Origin of the sequence: Conyzicola nivalis, from assembly GCF_040548875.1 — a bacterium.
Classification (GTDB): Bacteria; Actinomycetota; Actinomycetes; order Actinomycetales; family Microbacteriaceae; genus Conyzicola; species Conyzicola nivalis_A.
In genome coordinates, this window is the sequence record NZ_JBEPSJ010000001.1 from 437,128 (window position 1) to 457,217 (window position 20,090).

The window sequence follows — 20,090 nt, forward strand, 5'->3', positions numbered from 1 at the left end:
ACGAGGCAGGCCTACGATAGAACCCCACCCCAGCAACGGAGCCGCGCGGTGACAGACATCTACTCGACCGACAGCGATGAACAGGCCCTCACGGCCGGCTTCGTCGCGGGCGACGAAGCGGCGCTCGAGGCGGCGTACGCCCGGTGGTCGCCGCTCGTGTACACGATCGCCCTGCGCTCGCTCGCCGACGTCACCGACGCCGAAGACGTCACGCAGAAGACATTCGTGGGCGCGTGGCAGGGGCGGCGAGGCTTCGACGCGTCGCGCTCACGGCTGCCGGCGTGGCTCGTCGGAATCGCCAAGAACACGATCGCCGACACCCACGAGGCGCGCGCGAGGCTGCGCAGGCTCGAGGCGGAGCTCGCCGCGAGCATCGCCGTGCACGACGAGGCCGCGCCGACCGTCGACATCGCCGACCGGCTCGCCATCGCCGACGAGATCAGCCTGCTCGAGCCCGATGCACAACGGGTCATCCGGCTCGCGTTCTTCGACGATCTCACGCACAGTGAGATCTCCGACCGACTGGGGATACCGCTGGGAACCGTGAAGAGCCACATCAGACGCAGCCTGCACCGTATGCGCACCAGACTGGAGGTGACCCATGCCGCACCTCGATCCTGACACCCTCGCGCTGCTCTCGCTCGGCGAGGCGGTGGCGACCGACGCCGACACCGCCCACCTCGCCGAGTGCGCGTCGTGCCGCGACGAGATCGAAGCGCTCGCCCTCACCGTGCACGTCGGTCGCGAGTCGCTGACGAGCGAGGCGCTCGTCGCGCCCGACGCCCGCGTCTGGGCTGCCGTCTCTAGCGAACTCGGCCTCGCGCAGCGCCGGTCTCGCCGGATGCGCGTACTCCCGCTGCTCGTCGCCGCCGTGACGGCGCTCGCTCTCGTCGTCGGGGGAGCGGCGGTCTGGCAGGCGCTGCGCCCCGCGTCCGACCCTCTCGGGCCCGTCCCCCTCGGGCCCGATCGTCTCGTCGCGACCGCGGCGCTCGAGCCGTTCCCGGCCTGGCCGACCGCGGCGGGCAGCGCCGTGCTCGAGGAGCACCCCGACGGCACACGATCGGTCACCGTGACCCTCGAGGCACCGCCGGCCGACAGCGGGTTCCGCGAGGCCTGGCTGATCAGCTCCGACGCAACCCAGCTCGTCAGCCTCGGAACGATGCGCGGCGGGTCGGGCACCTTCGACCTGCCTGCGGGGGTCGACACCGCGCGGTTCGATCTCGTCGACGTGTCGGCCGAGGCCGACGACGGCGACGCCGCGCATTCGGGAGATTCGATCGTGCGGGGAAAGCTGGAGAGCGCGACAATCGGAGGGTGAGAACACGGGCGTTCCGAGCTGCATCGGCCGTGGCATCCGCGGTCCTTGTGGTGGTGGGATGCGCTGTGACCGGCTGCGCCCTCGAGCGCCGCGCGCCGGAGGGCCAGAGCCCCGAAGTCGTCGCCGCCGCGGTCGAGGCCGGGCTCGACCGACAGTGGAAGCTGTCCGGACTCGAGGGGGTGGTCGTGCGGCCGAGGTTCCAGCCGCGACCCGTGATCGGCGCGGGCCAGTGGGCGTCGGAAGTGGGCAGGTGCATGGCCGCCTCCGGCATCATGAACTGGGGCTACGACCCCGACGAGGGCCTCTTCATCCCGGGGGATACCCCGACCACCAGCGAGCAGCTGCAGTTCTACTGGTGTTTCGAGCGGTACCCCACCGTCGATGTTCTCACCCCCGCGCAGATCGACTTCATCTACGACTACTACATGCGCTGGCTGATCCCGTGTCTCGAGAGCAGCGGCTACGACGTGACGAGCGCACCCACGCGCACCGCGTTCCGTGACGCCGACCCGGCACTCGAGCGATGGAACCCCTACGCCGCTCTCGAGCGGTATCCGGCGACCCCGGGCGAGCGAGCCGCGCTCGCGGCCAGATGTGCGCCGACCCTCCCGGGTATCGACGGCTGGTCGGAGCAGTGAGAATGGGTTGCGCACGGTCGGGTGCGCCCGGAATAGATTCGGCATGACTTCCGTTGAGAGCAGTACATGCATACGCATAGAGTTGCACGCAGTAGATCTACCCAGGTAACCCGGGAGGGCACAGGAACCATGAGCACCATCGCCAGCGCATCGAACACAGGCACGGGAATGCAGTTCGGAATCTTCACCGTCGGAGACGTCACCACCGACCCGACCAACGACACCACCCCGACCGAGCATCAGCGCATCAAGAACATCCTGACCATCGCCCAGAAGGTCGAGGAGGTCGGCATGGACGTGTTCGCGCTCGGCGAGCACCACAACCCGCCGTTCGTGCCCTCGAGCCCGACGACGATGCTCGGCTACATCGCCGCGAAGACCGAGCGTCTCATCCTCTCCACCGCGACCACGCTCATCACGACCAACGACCCGGTGAAGATCGCCGAGGACTACGCGATGCTGCAGCACGTCGCCGACGGCCGGGTCGACCTGATGATGGGCCGCGGCAACACCGGCCCCGTCTACCCCTGGTTCGGCAAGGACATCCGCGACGGCATCCCGCTCGCCATCGAGAACTACGCGCTGCTCCAGCGTCTCTGGCGCGAGGACTTCGTCAACTGGGAGGGCAAGTTCCGCACACCGCTGCAGGGCTTCCAGTCCACACCGCGCCCGCTCGACGGCGTCGCTCCCTTCGTCTGGCACGGAAGCATCCGCTCTCCTGAGATCGCCGAGCAGGCCGCCTACTACGGCGACGGCTTCTTCGCGAACAACATCTTCTGGCCGAAGGAGCACTACATGAAGCTCATCGGCTACTACCGCCAGCGCTTCGAGCACTACGGACACGGCGCGGCGAGCGAGGCGATCGTGGGCCTCGGCGGCCAGGCGTTTATGGCGAAGAACTCGCAGGACGCCGTCGCGCAGTTCCGCCCGTACTTCGACAACGCGCCCGTCTACGGTCACGGCCCAACCATGGAGGACTTCACCGAGCAGACCCCCCTCACGGTGGGAAGCCCGCAGCAGGTCATCGACCGCTACGCCTCGATGCGCGACTACTACGGCGACTACCAGCGCCAGCTGTTCCTCATGGACCACGCCGGCCTGCCCTTGAAGACGGTTCTCGAGCAGCTCGACCTGCTCGGCGAGGAGGTCATCCCCGTGCTGCGCAAGGAGTTCGCCGAGAACCGTCCGGCCAACGTGCCCGACGGTCCGACGCACGAGGCGCTCGTCGCCAAGCGCGACGCGGCCCTCCTCGCGGTCGCTGAGCCTGTCGAAGCGCCCGAAGCGGCGGTCGCATCATGACCACCCGCAAGATAGCGGTCATCGCCGCGGGGCTCAGCCAGCCGTCGTCGACGCGGCTGCTGGCCGACAGGCTCGCGGATGCCACGACTAGACAGCTTCAGTCGCTGGGCGTCGACGCCGAGGTGCAGATCATCGAACTGCGCGACACCGCACAGGACGTCGTGAACAACCTCATGACCGGATTCCCGAGCCCCAAGCTCGAGGCCGCGATCGAGACCGTGACCGGAGCCGACGCGCTGATCGCCGTCACCCCGATTTTCACAACGAGCTACAGCGGGCTGTTCAAGTCGTTCATCGACGTGCTCGACCCTGCCGCCCTCACCGACCTGCCCGTGCTCATCGCCGCGACGGGAGGCAGCGAGCGCCACTCGCTCGCCCTCGACTACGCGATGCGCCCGCTGTTCACCTACCTGCACGCCGTGGTCGTGCCGACCAGCGTCTACGCCGCGTCGAGCGACTGGGGCAGCACGGGGGATGCCGGTGCGGGGGCCCTGCCCGACCGCATCGACCGCGCCGCGCGCGAGCTCGCCACACTGGCGAAGGAGTCCGACCGCTCGAGCCGCATGGTCGACCCGTTCGCACTTCCCGCCGGGTTCAGCCCCGTCGGCGGATACGGCGCGCAGTAGGCCGGCCGGGCTGCCGCGCCGGGCGCTGTCTAGGCCGGGCCTGTCTAGGATCGAGTAATGACGAAGTTCCTGAGACTGGGCCCGGCCGGCAGCGAGATTCCCGCGATGGAGACGGCAGACGGGGTCGTGCACGACCTGCGTCCGCTGGCCGCCGACATCGACGGCTCCTTCCTCGAGAGCGACGGCCTGCGCCGCGCCCGTGACCTGGCGGCCGAGCTGCCGGTGCTCGAGGGTGCACGCGAACTCCGCGTCGGACCGCCGATCGCCCGCCCCGGCGCGGTGCTCTGCATCGGCCAGAACTACGCGGCGCACGCGGCCGAGTCGGGCAACGCCGCGCCCACCGTGCCCATCCTGTTCTTCAAGCACCCGAACACCGTCGTCGGCCCGTTCGACGACATCCACGTGCCGCCGCGCGCCGAGAAGATCGACTGGGAGGTCGAACTCGGTGTTGTGATCGGCACGCGCGCCCGGTACCTCGCATCCGAGGCGGATGCCCTCGACCACGTCGCCGGCTACGTCGTGAGCCACGACGTCTCCGAGCGCACCTGGCAGAAGGCGGAGTCGGGCGGCCAGTGGTCGAAGGGCAAGATCGCCGAGACCTTCAACCCGCTCGGCCCCGCGCTCGTGCCCGCCGACGAGATCGACCCGCAGGCGCTGCGCATCTGGTCCACGGTCAACGGCGAGGCCCGGCAGGACTCGACGACCGCCGACATGGTGTTCTCCGTCGCGAACCTCGTCTGGCACCTGTCGCAGTACGCGGTGCTCGACCCGGGAGACCTGCTCAACACGGGCACGCCGGAGGGCGTCGCCATGTCGGGCCGCTTCCCGTACCTCGCCGCAGGCGACGTCGTCGAGCTCGGCATCGAGGGTCTCGGCACCATGCGGCAGCGCGTGGTGCCCGCCCCGCGCTAGCCGCGGTTCGCCACGAGCGCCAGCGCGTACTCGTCCCACCAGACGCCCGCGTTCGGGCCGCCGTTGCACGGTCCGTCGCTGACCCCCGGATGCTTCACCCACAGCAGGGCGTCGAGCTTGGTGGTGCCCGCCGTCGGCCTCGGGTTCGCTCCGAGCGCCGCGCCGAGCGGGTTGCACCACGTTCCCGTCCAGCCGCGGCCGTTGCGCGACACGTCGATCACGTAGTGCTTCCAGCCGACCCGTGACGACAGCTTGCCGGCGTAGTCCGACTCCTGCTGCACGGGGTAGAAATTCGAGACATTGGTGAAGAACCCCGTCGCGCGGTCGATGCCCGCGCGTTGCAGCCACACGGCCTGCGCTGCCGGGCCCAGCCAGTTCGAGTTTCCGCCGTCGAGGTAGGTCGCCAGCCCGGCGTCGGCGAGGATGCCGACGGCCTGCGCGATCAGCGCCGGGCGCCGCTCCACCTCTCCGGCGCACTTGGCGGCGGCGAGCGAGGAGAGCGAGTCCGGCTCGACCAGGATCACGGCGCCGGTACCGGCGAGCTCCTCGGCGATGACACGGTTCCAGTCGAGATACGCCTCGTACGTGGTCCCGCCGCCGCTGTGCCCTCCGCAGTCGCGGTACGGGATCGCATAGGTGACGAAGACGAGGGTCGCGCCCTGGGTAGTCGAGCCTTGGGTTGTCGTGCCTTGGGCGGCGGCGGCGGCCACGTGCCTGCGCAGCTTGCTGCGCATGAGCGGCTCCGCCCACCACTCGCCGAGCCACACCGCCGTCGGCTGCGCGGCGATCTGCCCCATCGCCGCGGCGCCCGCCGGGTCCCCGGCGGCGAGGAGGCGCGTCTGCGCCCGACTCGCGTCGGTGTCGGCCTCGAGGTATAGGGGTCTGGAAAACGGAGCGGCTGTCTCGGCGGCGGCCGGGCCCTGTGCACCGGCCAACACGGCCAGGATCACCATCGACGCCGCAATCGACGCCGTCATCGTTCGAACTCCGCGCACAACCCACCCCCGGGTATCGCTCGTCGCAGGATGACTCGGGTTCTGCCCTCACAGGCTAGGCGGCGCGCTCGCGCCTGTCCCTACCCGCGTTCGGGGCGGTCCGGGTGCGGAGCGGGAACGGGGCGGCGGGCGCGGGGCGGAGCTAGTCCGACTTCTTGTCCGTCGCAGCGGGCCGGTTGTCGACCAGGTCGAGCGCCTGCTGCTCCCACCACTGGCCAGCCTTGGGGCCGCCGTTGCACGCTCCGTCGCTGACGCCGGGGTGCTTGATCCAGAGCAGGGCGTCGAGGTTGGTGCTCTCGCTCGTCGTCACGACGGGAGGCTGTCCGAGCGCGGCACCGGTCGGGTTGCACCAGTCGCCCTTCCACCCGTTGCCGTTCCGCGAGACGTCGATCACGAAGCGCTTGTCGCCGATCATGGCCGAAAGCGCCTCCGCATACTCGCGCTCCTCGTCGACGCGGTAGAAGTTCGACACGTTGGTGAAGAATCCGCGGGCGCCGGCCACCCCCGCCTCGGTCAGGAGCTCGGCCATCTGCTTCTCGGGCACCCAGTTGTTGTTGCCGGCGTCGAGGTACGAGGTCAGCCCCGCCTCGGTGAACGCGTCGACGGCGCCCTTGATGAGGCCGGGCCGGGTCTCCCGCTCGCTCGCGCACTTCTCCGCCTTGAGCATCGCCAGCGAGTCGGGCTCGACGATCATGACGGCGCCGGTCCCGCGCAGCTGCTCAGCCAGGGCGCGCACCCAGCCCGCGTAGTCGTCCGACTCGTGGCCGCCGGCCGAGAGGCCGCCGCAGTCGCGGTTCGGAATGGCGTAGACGACGAAGACGAGCGTCGTGCCGTCGGCCCTGGCCTCGGCGGCGTACTCCCCGAGCACCGCGGGCATCTTCTCCTCGGTCAGCCACTCGCCGAGCCAGATCGCGGTCGGCTGCCGGCTGATCTCGGCGATCTTCCTGGCCTTCTCCTTCTCGCCCTTGGCGACGAGCTGCTGCTCGACGACCATCGCCTCCGAGCGAGGATCGAGGAACGGACCGCCGGGGAAGATCTGGCTGCTCGTCTTCTCGCCCGCGCTGTGGGTGGGGGTGGGGCTCGCGGATGACTCGGGGCCGGTCCCGGCGGACGGCGCGGCACAGCCGCTCGCGGCGAGCGCGACGAAGGCGGTGATGGCGGCGACGATGCCCAACCGAGAAATGGAAGGTGTGGTCGTACGCACGGCGCCCCCAGCCAGGTGGTGAGGTTCAAGGTTCGCACGGGGTCCGTGCGGCTGGCAAACGACGCACAGCCGATCCGGAGGTGCCGCGCGAGGCGCGGCTGCGAGATCTAGGCCGGGAGTGGGAACCGGGCGGCGAGGAGGCCGAGCAGGGCAGCGACCGCCGGACTCGGGTTCGCGCGACTCGCGACGCTCAGGCTCCACGCGACGACCGGGTCGACGAGCGGCACGGCGACGGTTCCCGCCGGGGGCGTGAGGCCCAGGGCCGGCACGACGGCCACACCGAGGTCGGCCGCGACGAAGCGGGGAATCTCGCCCAGGTCGCTCACCACTGTGGAGACGGCGCGGGTGATTCCCGCCTCGGCGAAGGCGCGCTCGATGACGACCCGGTTGCCGAAGCCTTCGGGGGAGTCGACGAACCTCTCCTGCGCGAGGTCGTGCATGGTCACGCCGTCGCGGGCGGCGAGTGGATGCCCCTGCGGAAGCACGGCGACGAAGCGGGTCTGGGCGAGCACGAGAACGTCGAGTCCCGCGAGGTCGCGCGCGGGGAGGCCCATGAACGCGACGTCGACCCGGCCGCGGCGCACGTCGTCGGCGAGACCGGTGGAGCCGGACGCCGAGGCCCCGAGCTGCAGGTCGACGAGGGGATGCGACGCGTGGAACTCGCCGAACAACGCGGGGAGGTCGACGAAGCCGATGTTCGTGAAGATGCCGACCCGCAGCCGGCCGCGGATGCCGGCGGTCGACGCGGCGGCCGCGCTGCGCACCCGGTCGACCGCCTCCAGCGCGAGCCGCGCCTCCGGCAGCAGCACCTCGCCCGCGGGGGTGAGGGCGACGCTCTTCGTCGACCGCAGGAACAACGCTGCCCCGACGTCGGCCTCCAGCGCCCGGATCCCGGCCGAGACGGTGGACTGCACGGCGAACATGCGGGCCGCGGCCCGGGTGAAATTGAGCTCCTCCGCGACGGCGACGAAATACTCCAGTTGGCGGGTCTCCATGCCTCATTATCGATGAGACCGATCACCGTATGCAATATCAGTCGTTGGACACGATGGATCGGTCGGCGCAGAGTTGACCCATGACCGTTCTCGCTCCCACACCCTCCCGCTTCCAGCTCCGCCACGGCGCGGGTTTCTGGGTCATCGCCGCAGCCTTCCTCACGGTGATGGCGTTCTCCACCGTGCCGACCCCGCTCTACGCGCTGTACCAGCAGCGCGACGAGTTCGCCACGTTCCTCATCACGGTGATCTTCGCCGCCTACGGCGTCGGCGTGATGGCGAGCCTCTACTTCGCCGGGCACGTGAGCGACTGGCTCGGCCGGCGGAGGATCATCCTCATCGCCGTGCTCGTCGAGATCGTCGCGGCCGTCGTGTTCCTGCTCTGGCCCGACGTACCCGGGCTGATCGTCGCGCGCTTCGTCAACGGCGTCGGCGTCGGCATGCTCACCGCCACGGCGACCGCGCACCTCAGCGAACTGCGCGCCGTCGCGCGGCCCGACGAGGGTCCGTCCACCTCGGGCACGGTGTCGAGCTTCGTCAACATCGGCGGGCTGGCCCTCGGCGCGCTCGTCTCCGGGGTGCTCGCCCAATACGTCGTGGCGCCGCTCGTCGTGCCGTACGCGCTGTTCCTCGTTCTCCTCGTCGCGGCCGCGGTCGCCGTCTGGTTCGTTCCCGAGACCGTCGAACGGCTCGAGGAACGGCCGGCGTACCGCCCGCAGCGGGTGTCGCTCCCCGCTGCATCCCGCTCGACGTTCTTCGCTGCCGCGGCCGGCGCCTTCTCGGCGTTCGCGATCTTCGGCCTCTTCACCTCCCTGGCTCCGACCTTCCTCGCGTCGACGCTGCACGAACCGTCGCGACTCGTCGCCGGCGCGGTCACCTTCGTGGTGTTCGCGGCCGCCGCGATCTCGCAGGTGCTCACGGCGCGGCTGAGCCAGGCGCGTCAGCTCGCGCTCGCGGTCGCGCTCATGGCGTCGGGGCTGATCGCGATGGCGGCGGGCGTGCTCGTCGCGAGCCTGCCGCTCTTCGTCGTCGCCGGCATCGGGGCGGGCGCGGGCGTCGGCATCCTGTTCCGCGCCTCGATCGGCGTCGCGGCGTCGCTCGCGAGCGGACCGTCGCGCGGCGAGATCCTGGCGGCGCTGTTCCTCGTCGCCTACGCGGGCATGTCGATCCCGGTGCTGCTCATCGGGCTCGCGCTGGCCTTCCTGCCGAGCACGACCGTGCTCGTGGGCTTCGCCGCCGTCATCCTGGTGCTGGTGCTCGTGTCAGGCTCGCGCATGATCGCGACGCGTCGCTAGAGGGTTTCGCCGGGCCTGCTGGTAGTCTGATGGGGCAACACCATGGAGCAGGCTGGCGGAACGCTGGTCAGTGGTGGTGAGATTCCAGATGCGTCGACATCCATCTGGCGTTTTTCTACTGTTGACCAGACATGCGTCCCAATCTGGGGAAAGTCCCAACACTGGGTATAGGCGCGCGTACACATATCTGTGTGTCTTACGGCCCCTGCTCCTCGACGAGTCCTCTCCATACGGGAGCGGACGTAAAACAAAGAGGAGAAACCCCCACCATGGAGGGTCCAGAAATCAAATTCGCCGAAGCCGTTCTCGATAACGGCAAGTTCGGCACGCGCACCGTGCGCTTCGAAACCGGTCGTCTCGCACAGCAGGCACAGGGCGCGATCGCGGCCTACCTCGACGAAGACACCATGATCCTCAGCGCGACCAGCGCTGGCAAGCACCCCCGCGAGGGCTTCGACTTCTTCCCCCTCACGGTGGACGTCGAAGAGCGTTCCTACGCTGCAGGCAAGATCCCGGGCTCGTTCTTCCGTCGCGAAGGCCGTCCCTCGACCGAGGCCATCCTCGTCTGCCGTCTCATCGACCGCCCCCTGCGCCCGACCTTCGTCGAAGGCCTGCGCAACGAGGTCCAGGTCGTCATCACGGTGCTGAGCATCGCGCCCGACGAGTTCTACGACGCTCTCGCCATCAACGCGGCATCGCTGTCGACGCAGATCTCGGGCCTTCCGTTCTACGGTCCCATCGGCGGCATCCGCCTCGCACTGATCAACGACCAGTGGGTCGCGTTCCCCAAGTACTCGCAGCTGGAAGAGGCCGTGTTCGACCTCACCGTCGCCGGCCGCCTCGTCACCGATGCCGATGGCAACGAAGACGTCGCGATCATGATGGTGGAGGCAGAAGCCACCGAGAACAGCTGGGACCTCATCAAGGCCGGCGCCACGAAGCCCGACGAGACCGTCGTCGCCCAGGGCCTCGAGGCATCCAAGCCGTTCCTCAAGCAGCTCATCAAGGCCCAGCTCGAGGTCGCAGCGCAGGCCGCGAAGCCGATCGCCGCGTACCCGGTCTTCCCGCCGTACCAGCAGGCCACCTACGACTCGGTCGCGGGCTTCGCCTACGAAGAGCTCAAGGGCGTCTACCAAATCGCCGACAAGGTCGCCCGCCAGGACGCCGACGACGAGCTCAAGGACCGCGTCAAGGCGCACGTCGCAGCCGAGATCGAATCGGGCAAGCTCGACGCGAGCGCCACGGGTGAGATATCCGCCGCCTACAAGTCGGTCAGCAAGAAGGTCATGCGCACCCGCGTCCTGACCGAGGGAATCCGCATCGACGGCCGTGGCCTGTCCGACATCCGCGCGCTCGACGCCGAGGTGCAGGTCATTCCCCGCGTCCACGGTTCGGCGATCTTCCAGCGCGGCGAGACCCAGATCCTGGGCGTCACCACGCTGAACATGCTCAAGATGGAGCAGCAGATCGACTCCCTCGCGCCTGTCACCAAGAAGCGCTATATGCACCACTACAACTTCCCGCCCTACTCGACCGGTGAGACCGGCCGCGTCGGTTCGCCGAAGCGTCGCGAGATCGGGCACGGCTTCCTCGCCGAGCGCGCCATCGCACCGGTTCTGCCTCCCCGCGAGGAGTTCCCCTACGCGATCCGCCAGGTGTCCGAGGCTCTCGGCTCCAACGGTTCGACGTCGATGGGCTCCGTCTGCGCCTCGACCCTGTCGCTGCTCAACGCCGGTGTGCCGCTGCGCGCACCGGTCGCCGGCATCGCCATGGGCCTCATCTCCGACGAGATCGACGGAGTGACGCGCTACGCGGCACTCACCGACATCCTCGGCGCTGAAGACGCTCTCGGCGACATGGACTTCAAGGTCGCCGGCACCAGCGAGTTCGTCACCGCGATCCAGCTCGACACGAAGCTCGCCGGCCTACCCTCCTCCGTTCTGGATGGCGCGCTCAAGCAGGCCAAGGAGGCTCGCACCGCGATCCTCGCCGTGATCAACGCTGCGATCGACGCTCCCGACGAGATGGCCCCCACGGCGCCTCGCGTGATCTCGGTGCAGATCCCGATCGACAAGATCGGCGAGCTGATCGGCCCGAAGGGCAAGACGATCAACCAGATCCAGGACGACACCGGAGCCGACATCTCGATCGAGGACGACGGAACCGTGTACATCGGTGCTGTCGACGGTCCTTCGGCCGAGGCCGCCCGTGCCGCCGTCAACGCGATCGCCAACCCGCTCAACCCCGAGGTCGGGGAACGCTTCCTGGGAACGGTCGTCAAGATCGCGACCTTCGGTGCGTTCGTCTCGCTCACCCCGGGCAAGGACGGCCTGCTCCACATCAGCGAGGTTCGTAAGCTCGCCGGTGGAAAGCGCGTCGAGAACGTCGAAGACGTGCTCGTGGTCGGCCAGAAGATCCAGGTCGAGATCACCAAGATCGACGACCGCGGAAAGCTGTCGCTCGCTCCCGTCGAGGACGAGACCGCCGGTGGAGACACCGAGGGTAGCGCCGCGGCCAGCGAGGGTCCCGAGGCTCCCGCAGAAGGCTGATAGCCTGATGGTTCTGCTCGAGGCCTCTCGCCAGGCGCTCGAGTAAGACGGAGAAGCCCCTCACCGCAAGGTGGGGGGCTTCTCTGCGTCGCGTTCCCTGAGCCTGTCGCGTTCCCTGGGTCTGGGGAGCGCGCGCAAAGCCCAGTTCGGGGGTGATTTCGGCCAGAATGTGACGGGCAGAAGTCCGATCGGCTACGGGCTGATAACGATCGCCGTGTCGCGGCGGAAATGTCGGGGGCTGCGCATATTCTCGGAGCAAGCCAGTCAGCGGGACTGGCGCCGTCTATCCCGAGGCGGTGCAAGCCGAGCGTTGTCGTGACTCAGTGTTGTCGTGACGCGGAGCAGAGCGGCATTGTGTACCCGGGGGAACGAAGCATGACGAGTGTGATGGACACGAGAATGGCCGACACGAAACTGGCGACGACCAGCACCGGCCCCGTGGCGAGCTCCCCGTCGGCCCTCCGCTCCGTGAACCGCCAGCTGGGCGCGTCAGACCTGCACGTCTTCCCTCTCGCCATGAGCGGCAACGTCTTCGGCTGGACCTCAGACGTTGTCGCCACCAACGCGATCCTCGACTCCTACGCCGACGCCGGCGGCAACTTCATCGACACGGCCGACTCCTACGCCGCTGGCCGCAGCGAGATCATGATCGGCAACTGGATGCGCGACCGCCGCAACCGCCGAGACATGGTCGTGGCGACCAAGGTCGGCAAGAGCGCCGACAACCCGGGTCTCTCGGCCCGCGCCCTCACCGCGTCGGTGCATGCCTCCCTGGAGCGCCTGCGCACCGGCTACGTCGACCTCCTGTACCTGCACGTCGACGACGAGTCCGTTCCCTTCGAAGAGACCCTGTTCGCGGTCGACGAGCTCATCCGCGCGGGCAAGGTGCGCTACTTCGGTGTCTCCGACCACACCGGCAACCGGCTGATCGAGGCTCGCATCGCCTCCGGGCAGATGGGCATCGCGCCCATGGTCGCCCTGCAGAACCACTACAACCTCATGCACCGCGGCGAGTACGAGGGCGACCTGGCGCGCGTCGCCGACCGTCAGGGGCTCGGCGTGATGCCGCGGTTCGCCCTGGCGAGCGGCTTCCTCACCGGCAAGTACCGATCGCGCGGCGACCTCGCGAAGAACGAGCGCGGGGGAGAGGCGGCAAAGTACGTCAACCGCCGCGGTCACAAGGTGCTCTCCGTGCTCGACCGCGTAGCGGCATCGCACGAGGCATCCGTCGCCACCGTGGCCTTGGCGTGGCTGCTCACCAAGCCCAACGTCGTCGCCCCCGTCGCCTCGGCGAGTCGGCCCGAGCAGGTGGCCGACCTGACCGCCGCCGCTCGCCTGCAGCTCACGCGCGCGCAGGTCGCCGAGCTCGACAGGGTCAGCGCCTGAGACCAGCTAGACGCCTGAGACCAGCTAGAACAGGCCGGGGATCGCGAGCCAGCCCAGCGCCGTCAGCAGCACGACGGTGTTCAGCACGAGCGCCACGATCGTCAGCGTCGGGCGTCCGCCGCGGCCACCGGTCACGAGAGTGAGCACGAGCACCACCTCGAGCGCTATCGACAGGATCACGAGGCTCAGCGGCGCCGGCAGGGCGACGAAGAAGGTGAGGATCATCAGCACCGCGAGCACCAGCTGCACCACCGCCAGCGCCTTCGACTTGCGGCTCTTGCGAAGCCGGGCGACGCCGTCGAGGAGGGCGAACACCGCTGCGAGCACGGTGATGACGGTCAGCACGTTGATAGTGATCATCAGGTCACGATAGCGGTTGCCCGGTCCCGCCCCGATATTGGCCGCCCCGCGCGGCCTAGCGTAGGCTCGGTGACGATGACCGGTGCAGTGCAGTTACCCCTCGACCTGGCAGAACTCTCTTTCACGGCGACCGGCGATTCGCTCGTGCGCCGCAGTGTGCTGCCCAGCGGGGTGCGCATTCTGAGCGAACGCGTGCCCGGCGCCCGCAGCGCCACGATCGGCTACTGGGTGGCCGTCGGCTCGCGCGACGAGACGCCGTCGACCTACGGCTCGACGCACTTTCTCGAGCACCTGCTCTTCAAGGGCACCGTCACGCGCTCCGCCCTCGACATCGCGGTGAGCTTCGACGCCGTCGGCGGCGAGCACAACGCCATGACGGCCAAGGAATACACCTGCTACTACGCCAAGATCCAGGACCGCGACCTGCCGATGGCGATCGAGGTCATCTCCGACATGCTCACCTCGTCGCTGCTCGACCGTGACGAGTTCGAGACCGAGCGCGGCGTCATCCTCGAAGAGCTGGCCATGGCCGACGACGACCCGGGCGACGTCACGAGCGAGCGCTTCTTCGAGGCCGTGCTCGGCGACCACCCGCTCGGGCGCCCCATCGGCGGCAGCCCGGAGACAATCCAGGCGGTCGACCGTGACGCCGTGTGGAACCACTACCGCGCGAACTACCGCGCCCAGGACCTCGTGATCACCGTGGCGGGAGCCGTCGACCACGACGAGCTCGTCGCGGGCGTCACCGCGGCCCTGCGCCGTGCGGACTGGAACCTCGAGAGCGAGGCCACCCCCGTCTCCCGCCGCAACCCGAGCGGCGACCTGATCGAGCGCGGCAGCCCACTGGCCGTGGTGCAGCGCCCCATCGAGCAGGCGAACATCCTCCTCGGCGTCGAGGGCCTCGCCGCGAGCGACCCGCGCCGGTCGACCCTCGCCGTACTCAACTCCGTGCTCGGCGGCGGCATGTCGAGCCGCCTGTTCCAGGAGATCCGCGAGAAGCGGGGGCTTGCCTACTCGGTGTACTCCTTCTCGCCCAGCTACTCCGACGCCGGGCTCTTCGGCATCTACGCCGGCTGCTCGCCATCCAAGGTCGCCCAGGTGACCGAGCTGATGCTGAGCGAGTTCCGCGCCCTGGCGCGCACGGGCGTCACCGCGGAGGAGCTGCGCCGTGCCAACGGCCAGCTGAGCGGCGCATCGGCCCTCGCCCTCGAGGACTCCGACACCCGCATGTCCAGGCTCGGCCGCGCCGAACTCACCATGGGGGAGTACGTCGACCTCGACGAGTCGCTGCGACGCCTCGACCTGGTGACCGCCGACGGCATCCGTGAACTTGCCGAAGAACTCGTGTCGCGGCCCCTTTCGGTGGCCGCCGTGGGCACGATAGACCAAGACGTATTCACCGGGCTTCTCGAATCAGGGTTGGCAGAGTCGCCGGCCCCGGCAGCCTAGTCTCGAACGACGGGGACCCATTGGCACACTTCATCTACCTCGTCCGTCACGGCGAGCAGCAGGACGCGGAATACGGACTCCCCGACGGACCACTGTCGCCCCGGGGGCGCCGTCAGGCCCAGGCGATCGCCGAGCGGCTCAGCGGCGTGGCCTTCACCGGTGCCTGGCACTCGCCGCTGGAACGCGCCTCGGAGACGGCGCGCATCATGCAGGAGCGGATGCCCGCGCTCGACTCGAAGCCGTCGGCCCTGCTCTTCGACTGCTATCCGAGCGGGCCGACTCCCGACATGCCGCGCGCGTTCGAGTCGTTCTTCGGCGGGGTGACCGAGGAGCAGATCGACGCGGGTCAGGCTCAGATGGCCGACGCGACCGCCGAATTCCTCGCCCCCGCCGCGGGCGACCGCCACGACCTCCTCGTCACTCATAACTTCGTCATCGGCTGGTTCGTGCGCGAGGTGCTCGACGCCCCGAACTGGCGGTGGCTGGGCCTCAACCAGGCCAACTGCGGACTCACCGTGATCCGCGTGCGCAGCGCCAAGCCGCCCGTGCTCGTGATGCACAACGACCTCGGACACCTGCCGATCGAGCTGCGCACCGGGCTGCCCGACCGGTGGACCGTTTAGGCGGAAACTCTCAGGCCAACTGCTTCGCGTACCAGTCGGTCGCGTTCGGGTTGTCGTTGTACGGCTCCACGTTCACGAAGCCGAACGAGCGGTAGAGCCCGCCCGCTGCCTCGAGGCTCGAATTGGTGTCGAGCACGAGCTGCGTCGCCCCGAAGCCGCGCGCCCGCGACTCGAGCTCGACGAGTAGCGCCCGCCCGAAGCCGAGGCCGCGCGTGTGCGGCTGGAGCCACAGGTGCTTCACCTCGAACCGCACGTCTCCGTCGTCGGAGTCGGCGATACGACGGATGCCGCCGCAGCCCACATCCGCAGGCTCTCCGGCGAGATCGTCGCCCTCCACGATGAGGAACACGCCGCGGGGTGGCTCGAACTGCTCGGGAGCCGGGTAGGTGACGGTGTACGTGCCCTGGCTCGCCGCGAAGCCGAGCTCGCGGCTGGTGAAGTACTCGGTGAGTAGTGCCTGAGCCGATTCATCCGTAGTCCGTGCTTCGCGCCAGGTGACCATGAGTCCAGCCTAGAGCCAGCGCCGAACTTGATAGGTTTGAGCAATGACTACGAAGGTCGCCGTCGTCGGCGCTACCGGCACCATGGGGCGTCTCGTCTCCCGACTCGTCGACGCGAGCGACGATTTCGAGCTCGTCGCCTCGCTCTCGTCGAAGGACCCGCTGAGCGACATGCTCGTCGCCGAGGTCGTCGTCGACGTCACCCTCCCCGGGGTGTCTCAGAGCGTCGTCGACTTCGCCGTGGCCAACGGGCTCAACGTGCTCGTCGGCACGTCCGGCTGGTCGAGCGACCGCATCATCTCGCTCGAGCACCTGCTCGCCGACGTCGACGGTGTCGGAGTCGTCATCATCCCCAACTTCTCCATCGGCTCGGTGCTCGCGACGTCGTTCGCGGCCACCGCCGCGCGCTTCTACGAGTCGATCGAGATCATCGAGGCGCACAAGTCGTCGAAGGTCGACTCTCCGAGCGGCACGGCCGTGCGCACCGCCGAGCTCATCGGACGCTCCCGGGCCGCTATCGGGCCGGTCATCGCGCCCCACGCCGACCAGCGGGCCCGCGGGCAGCAGGTCGCCAGCGTGCCCATCCACAGCCTGCGGATGCAGGGCGTCGTCGCCAAGCAGGACGTGGTCTTCGGCGGAACGGGCGAGACCCTCACGCTGAGCCATGAGACCCTCTCCGAGACCTCGTACGAGGCGGGGATCCTGCTCGCCCTCGCCGCCGTGCGCACCGCCGAGGGCGTCACCGTGGGCCTCGACCGACTGATCGACCTCACGTGAGGGGACGCGTCGCCGCCATCGTGATGGCGGTACTGCTCGTGATCTACCTCGTGTTCGTGGTGCACTACTCGTTCGTGCTCATCGGAACGGGCATCGGGGTCGCCATCGCCATGGGGATCGCGCTGCTCGTGCTGCCGCTCATCGCCGCGTGGCTGCTCGCCCGCGAGGTGCAGTTCGTGCTGCGCGGCGAGAAGCTGGTCAAGCGCATGGGCGCCGCCGGAGAGCTGCCCGTCGACGACCTGCCGCGGCTGCCGAGCGGTCGCGCCGACGCAGCGGCCGCCGACGCGCAGTTCCCCGCCTACAAGGCCGCCGTCGAGGCCGACCCGGAGTCGTGGCGCGCCTGGCTGCTGCTCGGGCTCGCGTACGACGCCAGCGGCGACCGCTCGCGCGCCCGCTGGGCGACACGCGAGGCGATCAGACTTTCGCGGAATCCGTCCACACAGCGCTGATCGCGGCGTCGACCGTCGTGTGCTCGAAGACGAAACCGTCGTCGAGCAGCCGCTGCGGCACGACCTTCTGGCTCGGCAGCAGCAGTTCCCTGCCGGGCTCGCGCAGCGCGGTCTGGACCACGGGTTCCGGGATACGCCAGGGGTGCCAGCGGTGCATCGCCTCGGCGAGGGTCGTCGTGACCTGCTTGGCACTCGCAGGTGAGGGCCCTGCGAGGTTGACGGCGCCCGTGAGCGAGCTGGTCAGGAGGTGACGGATGGCCGCAGCCTCGTCGTGCAGGCTGATCCAGGGCCAGAACTGCGCCCCCGTGCCGATGGTCGCGCCGAGGCCGAGCTTCGTCAGCAGTCCGAGCGGCGTGAACGCGCCGCCCTCGCCGACGACGAGGCCGGTGCGGAAGTTGACCACGCGCGTCGAGTGGGCGGCCAGGCGTGACGCCTGCTCCCACGCGTCGACGACGTCGGAGAGGAACCCGGAGCCCTTCGTCGCGTCGTCGCCCAGCGTCTCGCCGGGGCGGTCGCCGTAGTAGCCGACGGCCGACGCGCTGAGGAACGTCGCGGGCGGGGTGAGCGACGATGCGATCGCGTCGGCGAGCGTCTGCGTCGCGTCGATCCTCGACCGCAGGATCTCCCGCTTGTAGCCACGGGTCCACGGCAGACGTCCGGTGGACGCCCCGGAGAGGTTGATCACGGCGTCGGCCGATGCGATGACGCCGGGATCGACGACGCGCGCCGTGGGGAACCATCGCACCTCGTCGGACGACCGACGCTCGTGGCGCACGAGTCGTACCACGTCGTGGCCGTCGGCCTCGAGCTGGCGGCGCAGCTCGGTGCCGATGAGACCGGATGACCCGCTGATCAGTATCCGCATCAGGCGAGGCTTGCTTCCAGGGTGATCGGGATGCCGGCGAGGGCACGCGAGACCGGGCAGTTCTCCTTGGCCTCGACCGCGAGGCGCTGGAACTCCTCGTCGTCGAGGCCGGCGACCTTCGCGCTCACGAGGAGGTGGCTTCCGGTGATGCCGGAGGCGGGGTCGAAGGTGACAGCGGCGGTGACCTGGAGGCTCTCGGGCGTGTGGCCCGCCGTGGCGAGGCCGTTGGCGAAGGCCATCGAGAAGCACGCGGAGTGCGCGGCTCCGAGCAGCTCCTCGGGGTTGGTCTTGCCTGCGACGCCCTGGGAACGGGCCGCCCAGGAGACAGGGAATTCCGCGGCATCCGATGAATCGAGCGACGTCGTCCCCGATCCGGTGGGGAGATCGCCGAACCACAGGGTGGTTGCTTCGCTGGTGACTGACATGGGAAAGCTCCTTTTCGTCGGTTCTCACCCTAGGCGCACAACTCGCGCTCTCACCAGCCGCGCGCTCGCCAGCAGAGACCGGTAATCTGGTCTTTATGCTGCAATATCTCGATCTGCTCCGTGATGTCCTCGAGAACGGCGCCGAGAAGTCGGACCGGACCGGAACCGGAACGCGCAGCGTCTTCGGCCGACAGTTGCGGTTCGACCTCGCCGACGGCTTCCCGATGCTGACCACGAAGAAGCTGCACCAGAAGAGCATCGTGGGCGAGCTCATCTGGTTCTTGCGCGGCGACACGAACGTGCACTGGCTGCAGGAGCGCGGCATCAACATCTGGAACGAGTGGGCGGACGAGAACGGCGACCTCGGTCCGGTGTACGGGCACCAGTGGCGTTCCTGGCCGACGCCCGACGGCGGCTCGATCGACCAGATCGCCAAGGTCATCGCCTCGATCAAGAACAACCCCGACTCCCGCCGTCACATCGTGAGCGCGTGGAACGTGGCCGAGGTCGACGACATGGCTCTCCCGCCGTGCCACACGATGTTCCAGTTCTACGTGGCCGACGGCAAGCTGTCGTGCCAGCTCTACCAGCGCTCCGCCGACGTGTTCCTCGGGGTGCCGTTCAACATCGCCTCCTACGCGCTGCTCACGATGATCGTGGCGCAGCTCACCGGCCTCGAGCCCGGGGAGTTCGTGCACACCTTCGGCGACGCGCACCTGTACAGCAACCACATCGAGCAGGCGCAGCTGCAGCTCACCCGCGAGCCCGGCCCGCTGCCGACGATGGTCATCAACCCCGACCGCACCGAGATCGACAGTTTCGAGATCGAGGACTTCACGCTGCTCGACTACGTCGCCGCGCCCTCGATCAAGGCGCCGATCGCCGTATGACCGTCGCGCTCCCGGTCACCCTCGTCGCGGCGATGGGCAGCAACCGCGTCATCGGGCTCGACGGGGACATGCCGTGGCACTTCTCCGAGGACCTAGCGCACTTCAAACGCACGACCATGGGCGGCACGATGATCATGGGCCGCAAGACCTTCGACACCATCGGACGCCCGCTCCCCGGCCGCCGCACGATCGTGATCACACGCAACACGGAGTGGGCGCACGGGGGTGTGGAGGTCGTGCACTCGCTGGGTGAGGCCATCGAGCTGGCGGCGACGTCGGAGCCCCGGTACTCCGCGGGCGTCTTCATCGTCGGCGGCGGAGACGTCTACGCGCAGGCACTTCCCATCGCAGACCGCCTCGTGCTCACCGAGATCGACGAGGCCCCCGACGGCGACACGTACTTCCCCGAATGGTCCCGCGACGAGTGGACCGAGACGGCCCGCGACGAGGCCGGCGAGCTCGCCTTCGTGACCTGGGAACGCGCCTAGCCTTCCTCCGCGAAGTCTTTCTTGCGATCCAGCGGGCGGCTAACCGA

General features: G+C 69.1%; 22 protein-coding genes. 15 read left to right on the top strand and 7 right to left on the bottom strand.

Going from position 1 to position 20,090, the window contains the following annotated elements; all coding sequences use genetic code 11:
• The first annotated feature begins 48 nt into the window (after window positions 1–48).
• The 6 genes from ABIE21_RS02125 to ABIE21_RS02150 all read left to right on the top strand — a co-directional run bounded on the left by ABIE21_RS02125 (window position 49) and on the right by ABIE21_RS02150 (window position 4,793).
• Complete coding sequence (locus tag ABIE21_RS02125; RefSeq protein ID WP_354023135.1) at window positions 49–621, top strand: RNA polymerase sigma factor; 573 nt, start codon at window positions 49–51, stop codon at window positions 619–621.
• Complete coding sequence (locus tag ABIE21_RS02130) at window positions 602–1,318, top strand: anti-sigma factor domain-containing protein (protein WP_354023136.1); 717 nt, start codon at window positions 602–604, stop codon at window positions 1,316–1,318. Before ABIE21_RS02125 ends, ABIE21_RS02130 begins: the two co-directional genes overlap by 20 nt.
• Window positions 1,319–1,383: 65 nt before the next feature.
• The gene (locus tag ABIE21_RS02135) at window positions 1,384–1,956 is read left to right on the top strand and encodes a hypothetical protein (RefSeq protein WP_354023137.1); all 573 of its coding nucleotides are present in this window, start codon (window positions 1,384–1,386) and stop codon (window positions 1,954–1,956) included.
• Between the two features lie 168 nt (window positions 1,957–2,124).
• Window positions 2,125–3,255 (top strand): LLM class flavin-dependent oxidoreductase, encoded by a 1,131-nt coding sequence (locus ABIE21_RS02140; protein ID WP_354024385.1) that lies wholly within the window; start codon window positions 2,125–2,127, stop codon window positions 3,253–3,255.
• A complete protein-coding gene (locus ABIE21_RS02145; protein ID WP_354023138.1) occupies window positions 3,252–3,881 on the top strand; it encodes an FMN reductase in 630 nt (209 codons plus the stop codon). The genes ABIE21_RS02140 and ABIE21_RS02145 overlap by 4 nt, the downstream gene beginning before the upstream one ends.
• 57 nt (window positions 3,882–3,938) lie before the next feature.
• Window positions 3,939–4,793: a fumarylacetoacetate hydrolase family protein gene (locus tag ABIE21_RS02150; protein ID WP_354023139.1), complete on the top strand. Its 855-nt coding sequence runs from the start codon at window positions 3,939–3,941 to the stop codon at window positions 4,791–4,793.
• Here ABIE21_RS02150 and ABIE21_RS02155 read toward each other — a convergent pair.
• From ABIE21_RS02155 to ABIE21_RS02165, 3 genes are all read right to left on the bottom strand, one after another.
• Window positions 4,790–5,770: a glycoside hydrolase family 6 protein gene (locus tag ABIE21_RS02155; protein ID WP_354023140.1), complete on the bottom strand. Its 981-nt coding sequence runs from the start codon at window positions 5,768–5,770 to the stop codon at window positions 4,790–4,792. The genes ABIE21_RS02150 and ABIE21_RS02155 overlap by 4 nt on opposite strands.
• 160 nt (window positions 5,771–5,930) lie before the next feature.
• On the bottom strand, window positions 5,931–6,962 hold the full coding sequence (locus ABIE21_RS02160; protein WP_354023141.1) for a glycoside hydrolase family 6 protein: 1,032 nt from the start codon (window positions 6,960–6,962) through the stop codon (window positions 5,931–5,933).
• Window positions 6,963–7,099: 137 nt separating this feature from the next.
• Window positions 7,100–7,987: a LysR family transcriptional regulator gene (locus tag ABIE21_RS02165; RefSeq protein ID WP_354023142.1), complete on the bottom strand. Its 888-nt coding sequence runs from the start codon at window positions 7,985–7,987 to the stop codon at window positions 7,100–7,102.
• Between the two features lie 80 nt (window positions 7,988–8,067).
• On the opposite strand from ABIE21_RS02165, the gene ABIE21_RS02170 reads away from it, so the two are divergent.
• The 3 genes from ABIE21_RS02170 to ABIE21_RS02180 all read left to right on the top strand — a co-directional run bounded on the left by ABIE21_RS02170 (window position 8,068) and on the right by ABIE21_RS02180 (window position 13,217).
• Window positions 8,068–9,282: an MFS transporter gene (locus tag ABIE21_RS02170; protein ID WP_354023143.1), complete on the top strand. Its 1,215-nt coding sequence runs from the start codon at window positions 8,068–8,070 to the stop codon at window positions 9,280–9,282.
• Between the two features lie 269 nt (window positions 9,283–9,551).
• Window positions 9,552–11,831: a polyribonucleotide nucleotidyltransferase gene (locus tag ABIE21_RS02175; RefSeq protein ID WP_354023144.1), complete on the top strand. Its 2,280-nt coding sequence runs from the start codon at window positions 9,552–9,554 to the stop codon at window positions 11,829–11,831.
• A gap of 399 nt (window positions 11,832–12,230) precedes the next feature.
• On the top strand, window positions 12,231–13,217 hold the full coding sequence (locus ABIE21_RS02180; RefSeq protein WP_354023145.1) for an aldo/keto reductase: 987 nt from the start codon (window positions 12,231–12,233) through the stop codon (window positions 13,215–13,217).
• A 24-nt stretch (window positions 13,218–13,241) separates the two neighbouring features.
• Here ABIE21_RS02180 and ABIE21_RS02185 read toward each other — a convergent pair whose 3' ends face one another.
• A complete protein-coding gene (locus ABIE21_RS02185) occupies window positions 13,242–13,577 on the bottom strand; it encodes a hypothetical protein (protein WP_354023146.1) in 336 nt (111 codons plus the stop codon).
• A gap of 75 nt (window positions 13,578–13,652) precedes the next feature.
• On the opposite strand from ABIE21_RS02185, the gene ABIE21_RS02190 reads away from it, so the two are divergent.
• A complete protein-coding gene (locus ABIE21_RS02190; protein WP_354023147.1) occupies window positions 13,653–15,026 on the top strand; it encodes a M16 family metallopeptidase in 1,374 nt (457 codons plus the stop codon).
• 20 nt (window positions 15,027–15,046) lie between these two features.
• The gene (locus tag ABIE21_RS02195; RefSeq protein WP_354023148.1) at window positions 15,047–15,649 is read left to right on the top strand and encodes a histidine phosphatase family protein; all 603 of its coding nucleotides are present in this window, start codon (window positions 15,047–15,049) and stop codon (window positions 15,647–15,649) included.
• Between the two features lie 10 nt (window positions 15,650–15,659).
• Here ABIE21_RS02195 and ABIE21_RS02200 read toward each other — a convergent pair whose 3' ends face one another.
• Entirely contained in the window at window positions 15,660–16,151 is a 492-nt protein-coding gene (locus tag ABIE21_RS02200) for a GNAT family N-acetyltransferase (protein ID WP_354023149.1), read from the bottom strand.
• Between the two features lie 43 nt (window positions 16,152–16,194).
• Here ABIE21_RS02200 and dapB point away from each other — a divergent pair, with 43 nt between their 5' ends.
• Entirely contained in the window at window positions 16,195–16,926 is a 732-nt protein-coding gene (gene dapB, locus ABIE21_RS02205; protein ID WP_436232295.1) for a 4-hydroxy-tetrahydrodipicolinate reductase, read from the top strand.
• On the top strand, window positions 16,923–17,375 hold the full coding sequence (locus ABIE21_RS02210; RefSeq protein WP_436232296.1) for a tetratricopeptide repeat protein: 453 nt from the start codon (window positions 16,923–16,925) through the stop codon (window positions 17,373–17,375). The genes dapB and ABIE21_RS02210 overlap by 4 nt, the downstream gene beginning before the upstream one ends.
• On the opposite strand, the gene ABIE21_RS02215 is transcribed toward ABIE21_RS02210, so the two are convergent.
• Window positions 17,341–18,240, bottom strand: a complete 900-nt coding sequence (locus tag ABIE21_RS02215) for a TIGR01777 family oxidoreductase (RefSeq protein ID WP_354023150.1) — start codon at window positions 18,238–18,240, stop codon at window positions 17,341–17,343. The two genes, ABIE21_RS02210 and ABIE21_RS02215, sit on opposite strands and share 35 nt — an antisense overlap.
• Window positions 18,240–18,665, bottom strand: coding sequence for an OsmC family peroxiredoxin (locus ABIE21_RS02220; RefSeq protein ID WP_354023151.1), 426 nt, complete (start codon window positions 18,663–18,665; stop codon window positions 18,240–18,242). The genes ABIE21_RS02215 and ABIE21_RS02220 overlap by 1 nt, the downstream gene beginning before the upstream one ends.
• A gap of 95 nt (window positions 18,666–18,760) precedes the next feature.
• Between ABIE21_RS02220 and ABIE21_RS02225 the strand changes: the two genes are divergently transcribed.
• Both ABIE21_RS02225 and ABIE21_RS02230 read left to right on the top strand, forming a co-directional pair.
• A complete protein-coding gene (locus tag ABIE21_RS02225; RefSeq protein ID WP_354023152.1) occupies window positions 18,761–19,555 on the top strand; it encodes a thymidylate synthase in 795 nt (264 codons plus the stop codon).
• Window positions 19,552–20,043 carry a dihydrofolate reductase gene (locus tag ABIE21_RS02230; RefSeq protein ID WP_354023153.1) on the top strand — a complete coding sequence of 164 codons (492 nt, stop codon included), beginning with the start codon at window positions 19,552–19,554 and terminating at the stop codon, window positions 20,041–20,043. The genes ABIE21_RS02225 and ABIE21_RS02230 overlap by 4 nt, the downstream gene beginning before the upstream one ends.
• Window positions 20,044–20,090 lie beyond the last annotated feature (47 nt).

Bases quoted from the DNA above. Each gene is read 5' to 3' on its own strand.
- ABIE21_RS02130 (WP_354023136.1), top strand. From the start codon at position 602: ATGCCGCACCTCGATCCTGACACCCTCGCGCTGCTCTCGCTCGGCGAG.
- ABIE21_RS02140 (WP_354024385.1), top strand. From the start codon at position 2,125: ATGCAGTTCGGAATCTTCACCGTCGGAGACGTCACCACCGACCCGACC.
- ABIE21_RS02145 (WP_354023138.1), top strand. From the start codon at position 3,252: ATGACCACCCGCAAGATAGCGGTCATCGCCGCGGGGCTCAGCCAGCCG.
- ABIE21_RS02150 (WP_354023139.1), top strand. From the start codon at position 3,939: ATGACGAAGTTCCTGAGACTGGGCCCGGCCGGCAGCGAGATTCCCGCG.
- ABIE21_RS02155 (WP_354023140.1), bottom strand. From the start codon at position 5,770: ATGACGGCGTCGATTGCGGCGTCGATGGTGATCCTGGCCGTGTTGGCC.
- ABIE21_RS02165 (WP_354023142.1), bottom strand. From the start codon at position 7,987: ATGGAGACCCGCCAACTGGAGTATTTCGTCGCCGTCGCGGAGGAGCTC.
- ABIE21_RS02170 (WP_354023143.1), top strand. From the start codon at position 8,068: ATGACCGTTCTCGCTCCCACACCCTCCCGCTTCCAGCTCCGCCACGGC.
- ABIE21_RS02175 (WP_354023144.1), top strand. From the start codon at position 9,552: ATGGAGGGTCCAGAAATCAAATTCGCCGAAGCCGTTCTCGATAACGGC.
- ABIE21_RS02180 (WP_354023145.1), top strand. From the start codon at position 12,231: ATGGCCGACACGAAACTGGCGACGACCAGCACCGGCCCCGTGGCGAGC.
- ABIE21_RS02185 (WP_354023146.1), bottom strand. From the start codon at position 13,577: ATGATCACTATCAACGTGCTGACCGTCATCACCGTGCTCGCAGCGGTG.
- ABIE21_RS02190 (WP_354023147.1), top strand. From the start codon at position 13,653: ATGACCGGTGCAGTGCAGTTACCCCTCGACCTGGCAGAACTCTCTTTC.
- ABIE21_RS02200 (WP_354023149.1), bottom strand. From the start codon at position 16,151: ATGGTCACCTGGCGCGAAGCACGGACTACGGATGAATCGGCTCAGGCA.
- dapB (WP_436232295.1), top strand. From the start codon at position 16,195: ATGACTACGAAGGTCGCCGTCGTCGGCGCTACCGGCACCATGGGGCGT.
- ABIE21_RS02215 (WP_354023150.1), bottom strand. From the start codon at position 18,240: ATGCGGATACTGATCAGCGGGTCATCCGGTCTCATCGGCACCGAGCTG.
- ABIE21_RS02220 (WP_354023151.1), bottom strand. From the start codon at position 18,665: ATGTCAGTCACCAGCGAAGCAACCACCCTGTGGTTCGGCGATCTCCCC.
- ABIE21_RS02225 (WP_354023152.1), top strand. From the start codon at position 18,761: ATGCTGCAATATCTCGATCTGCTCCGTGATGTCCTCGAGAACGGCGCC.
- ABIE21_RS02230 (WP_354023153.1), top strand. From the start codon at position 19,552: ATGACCGTCGCGCTCCCGGTCACCCTCGTCGCGGCGATGGGCAGCAAC.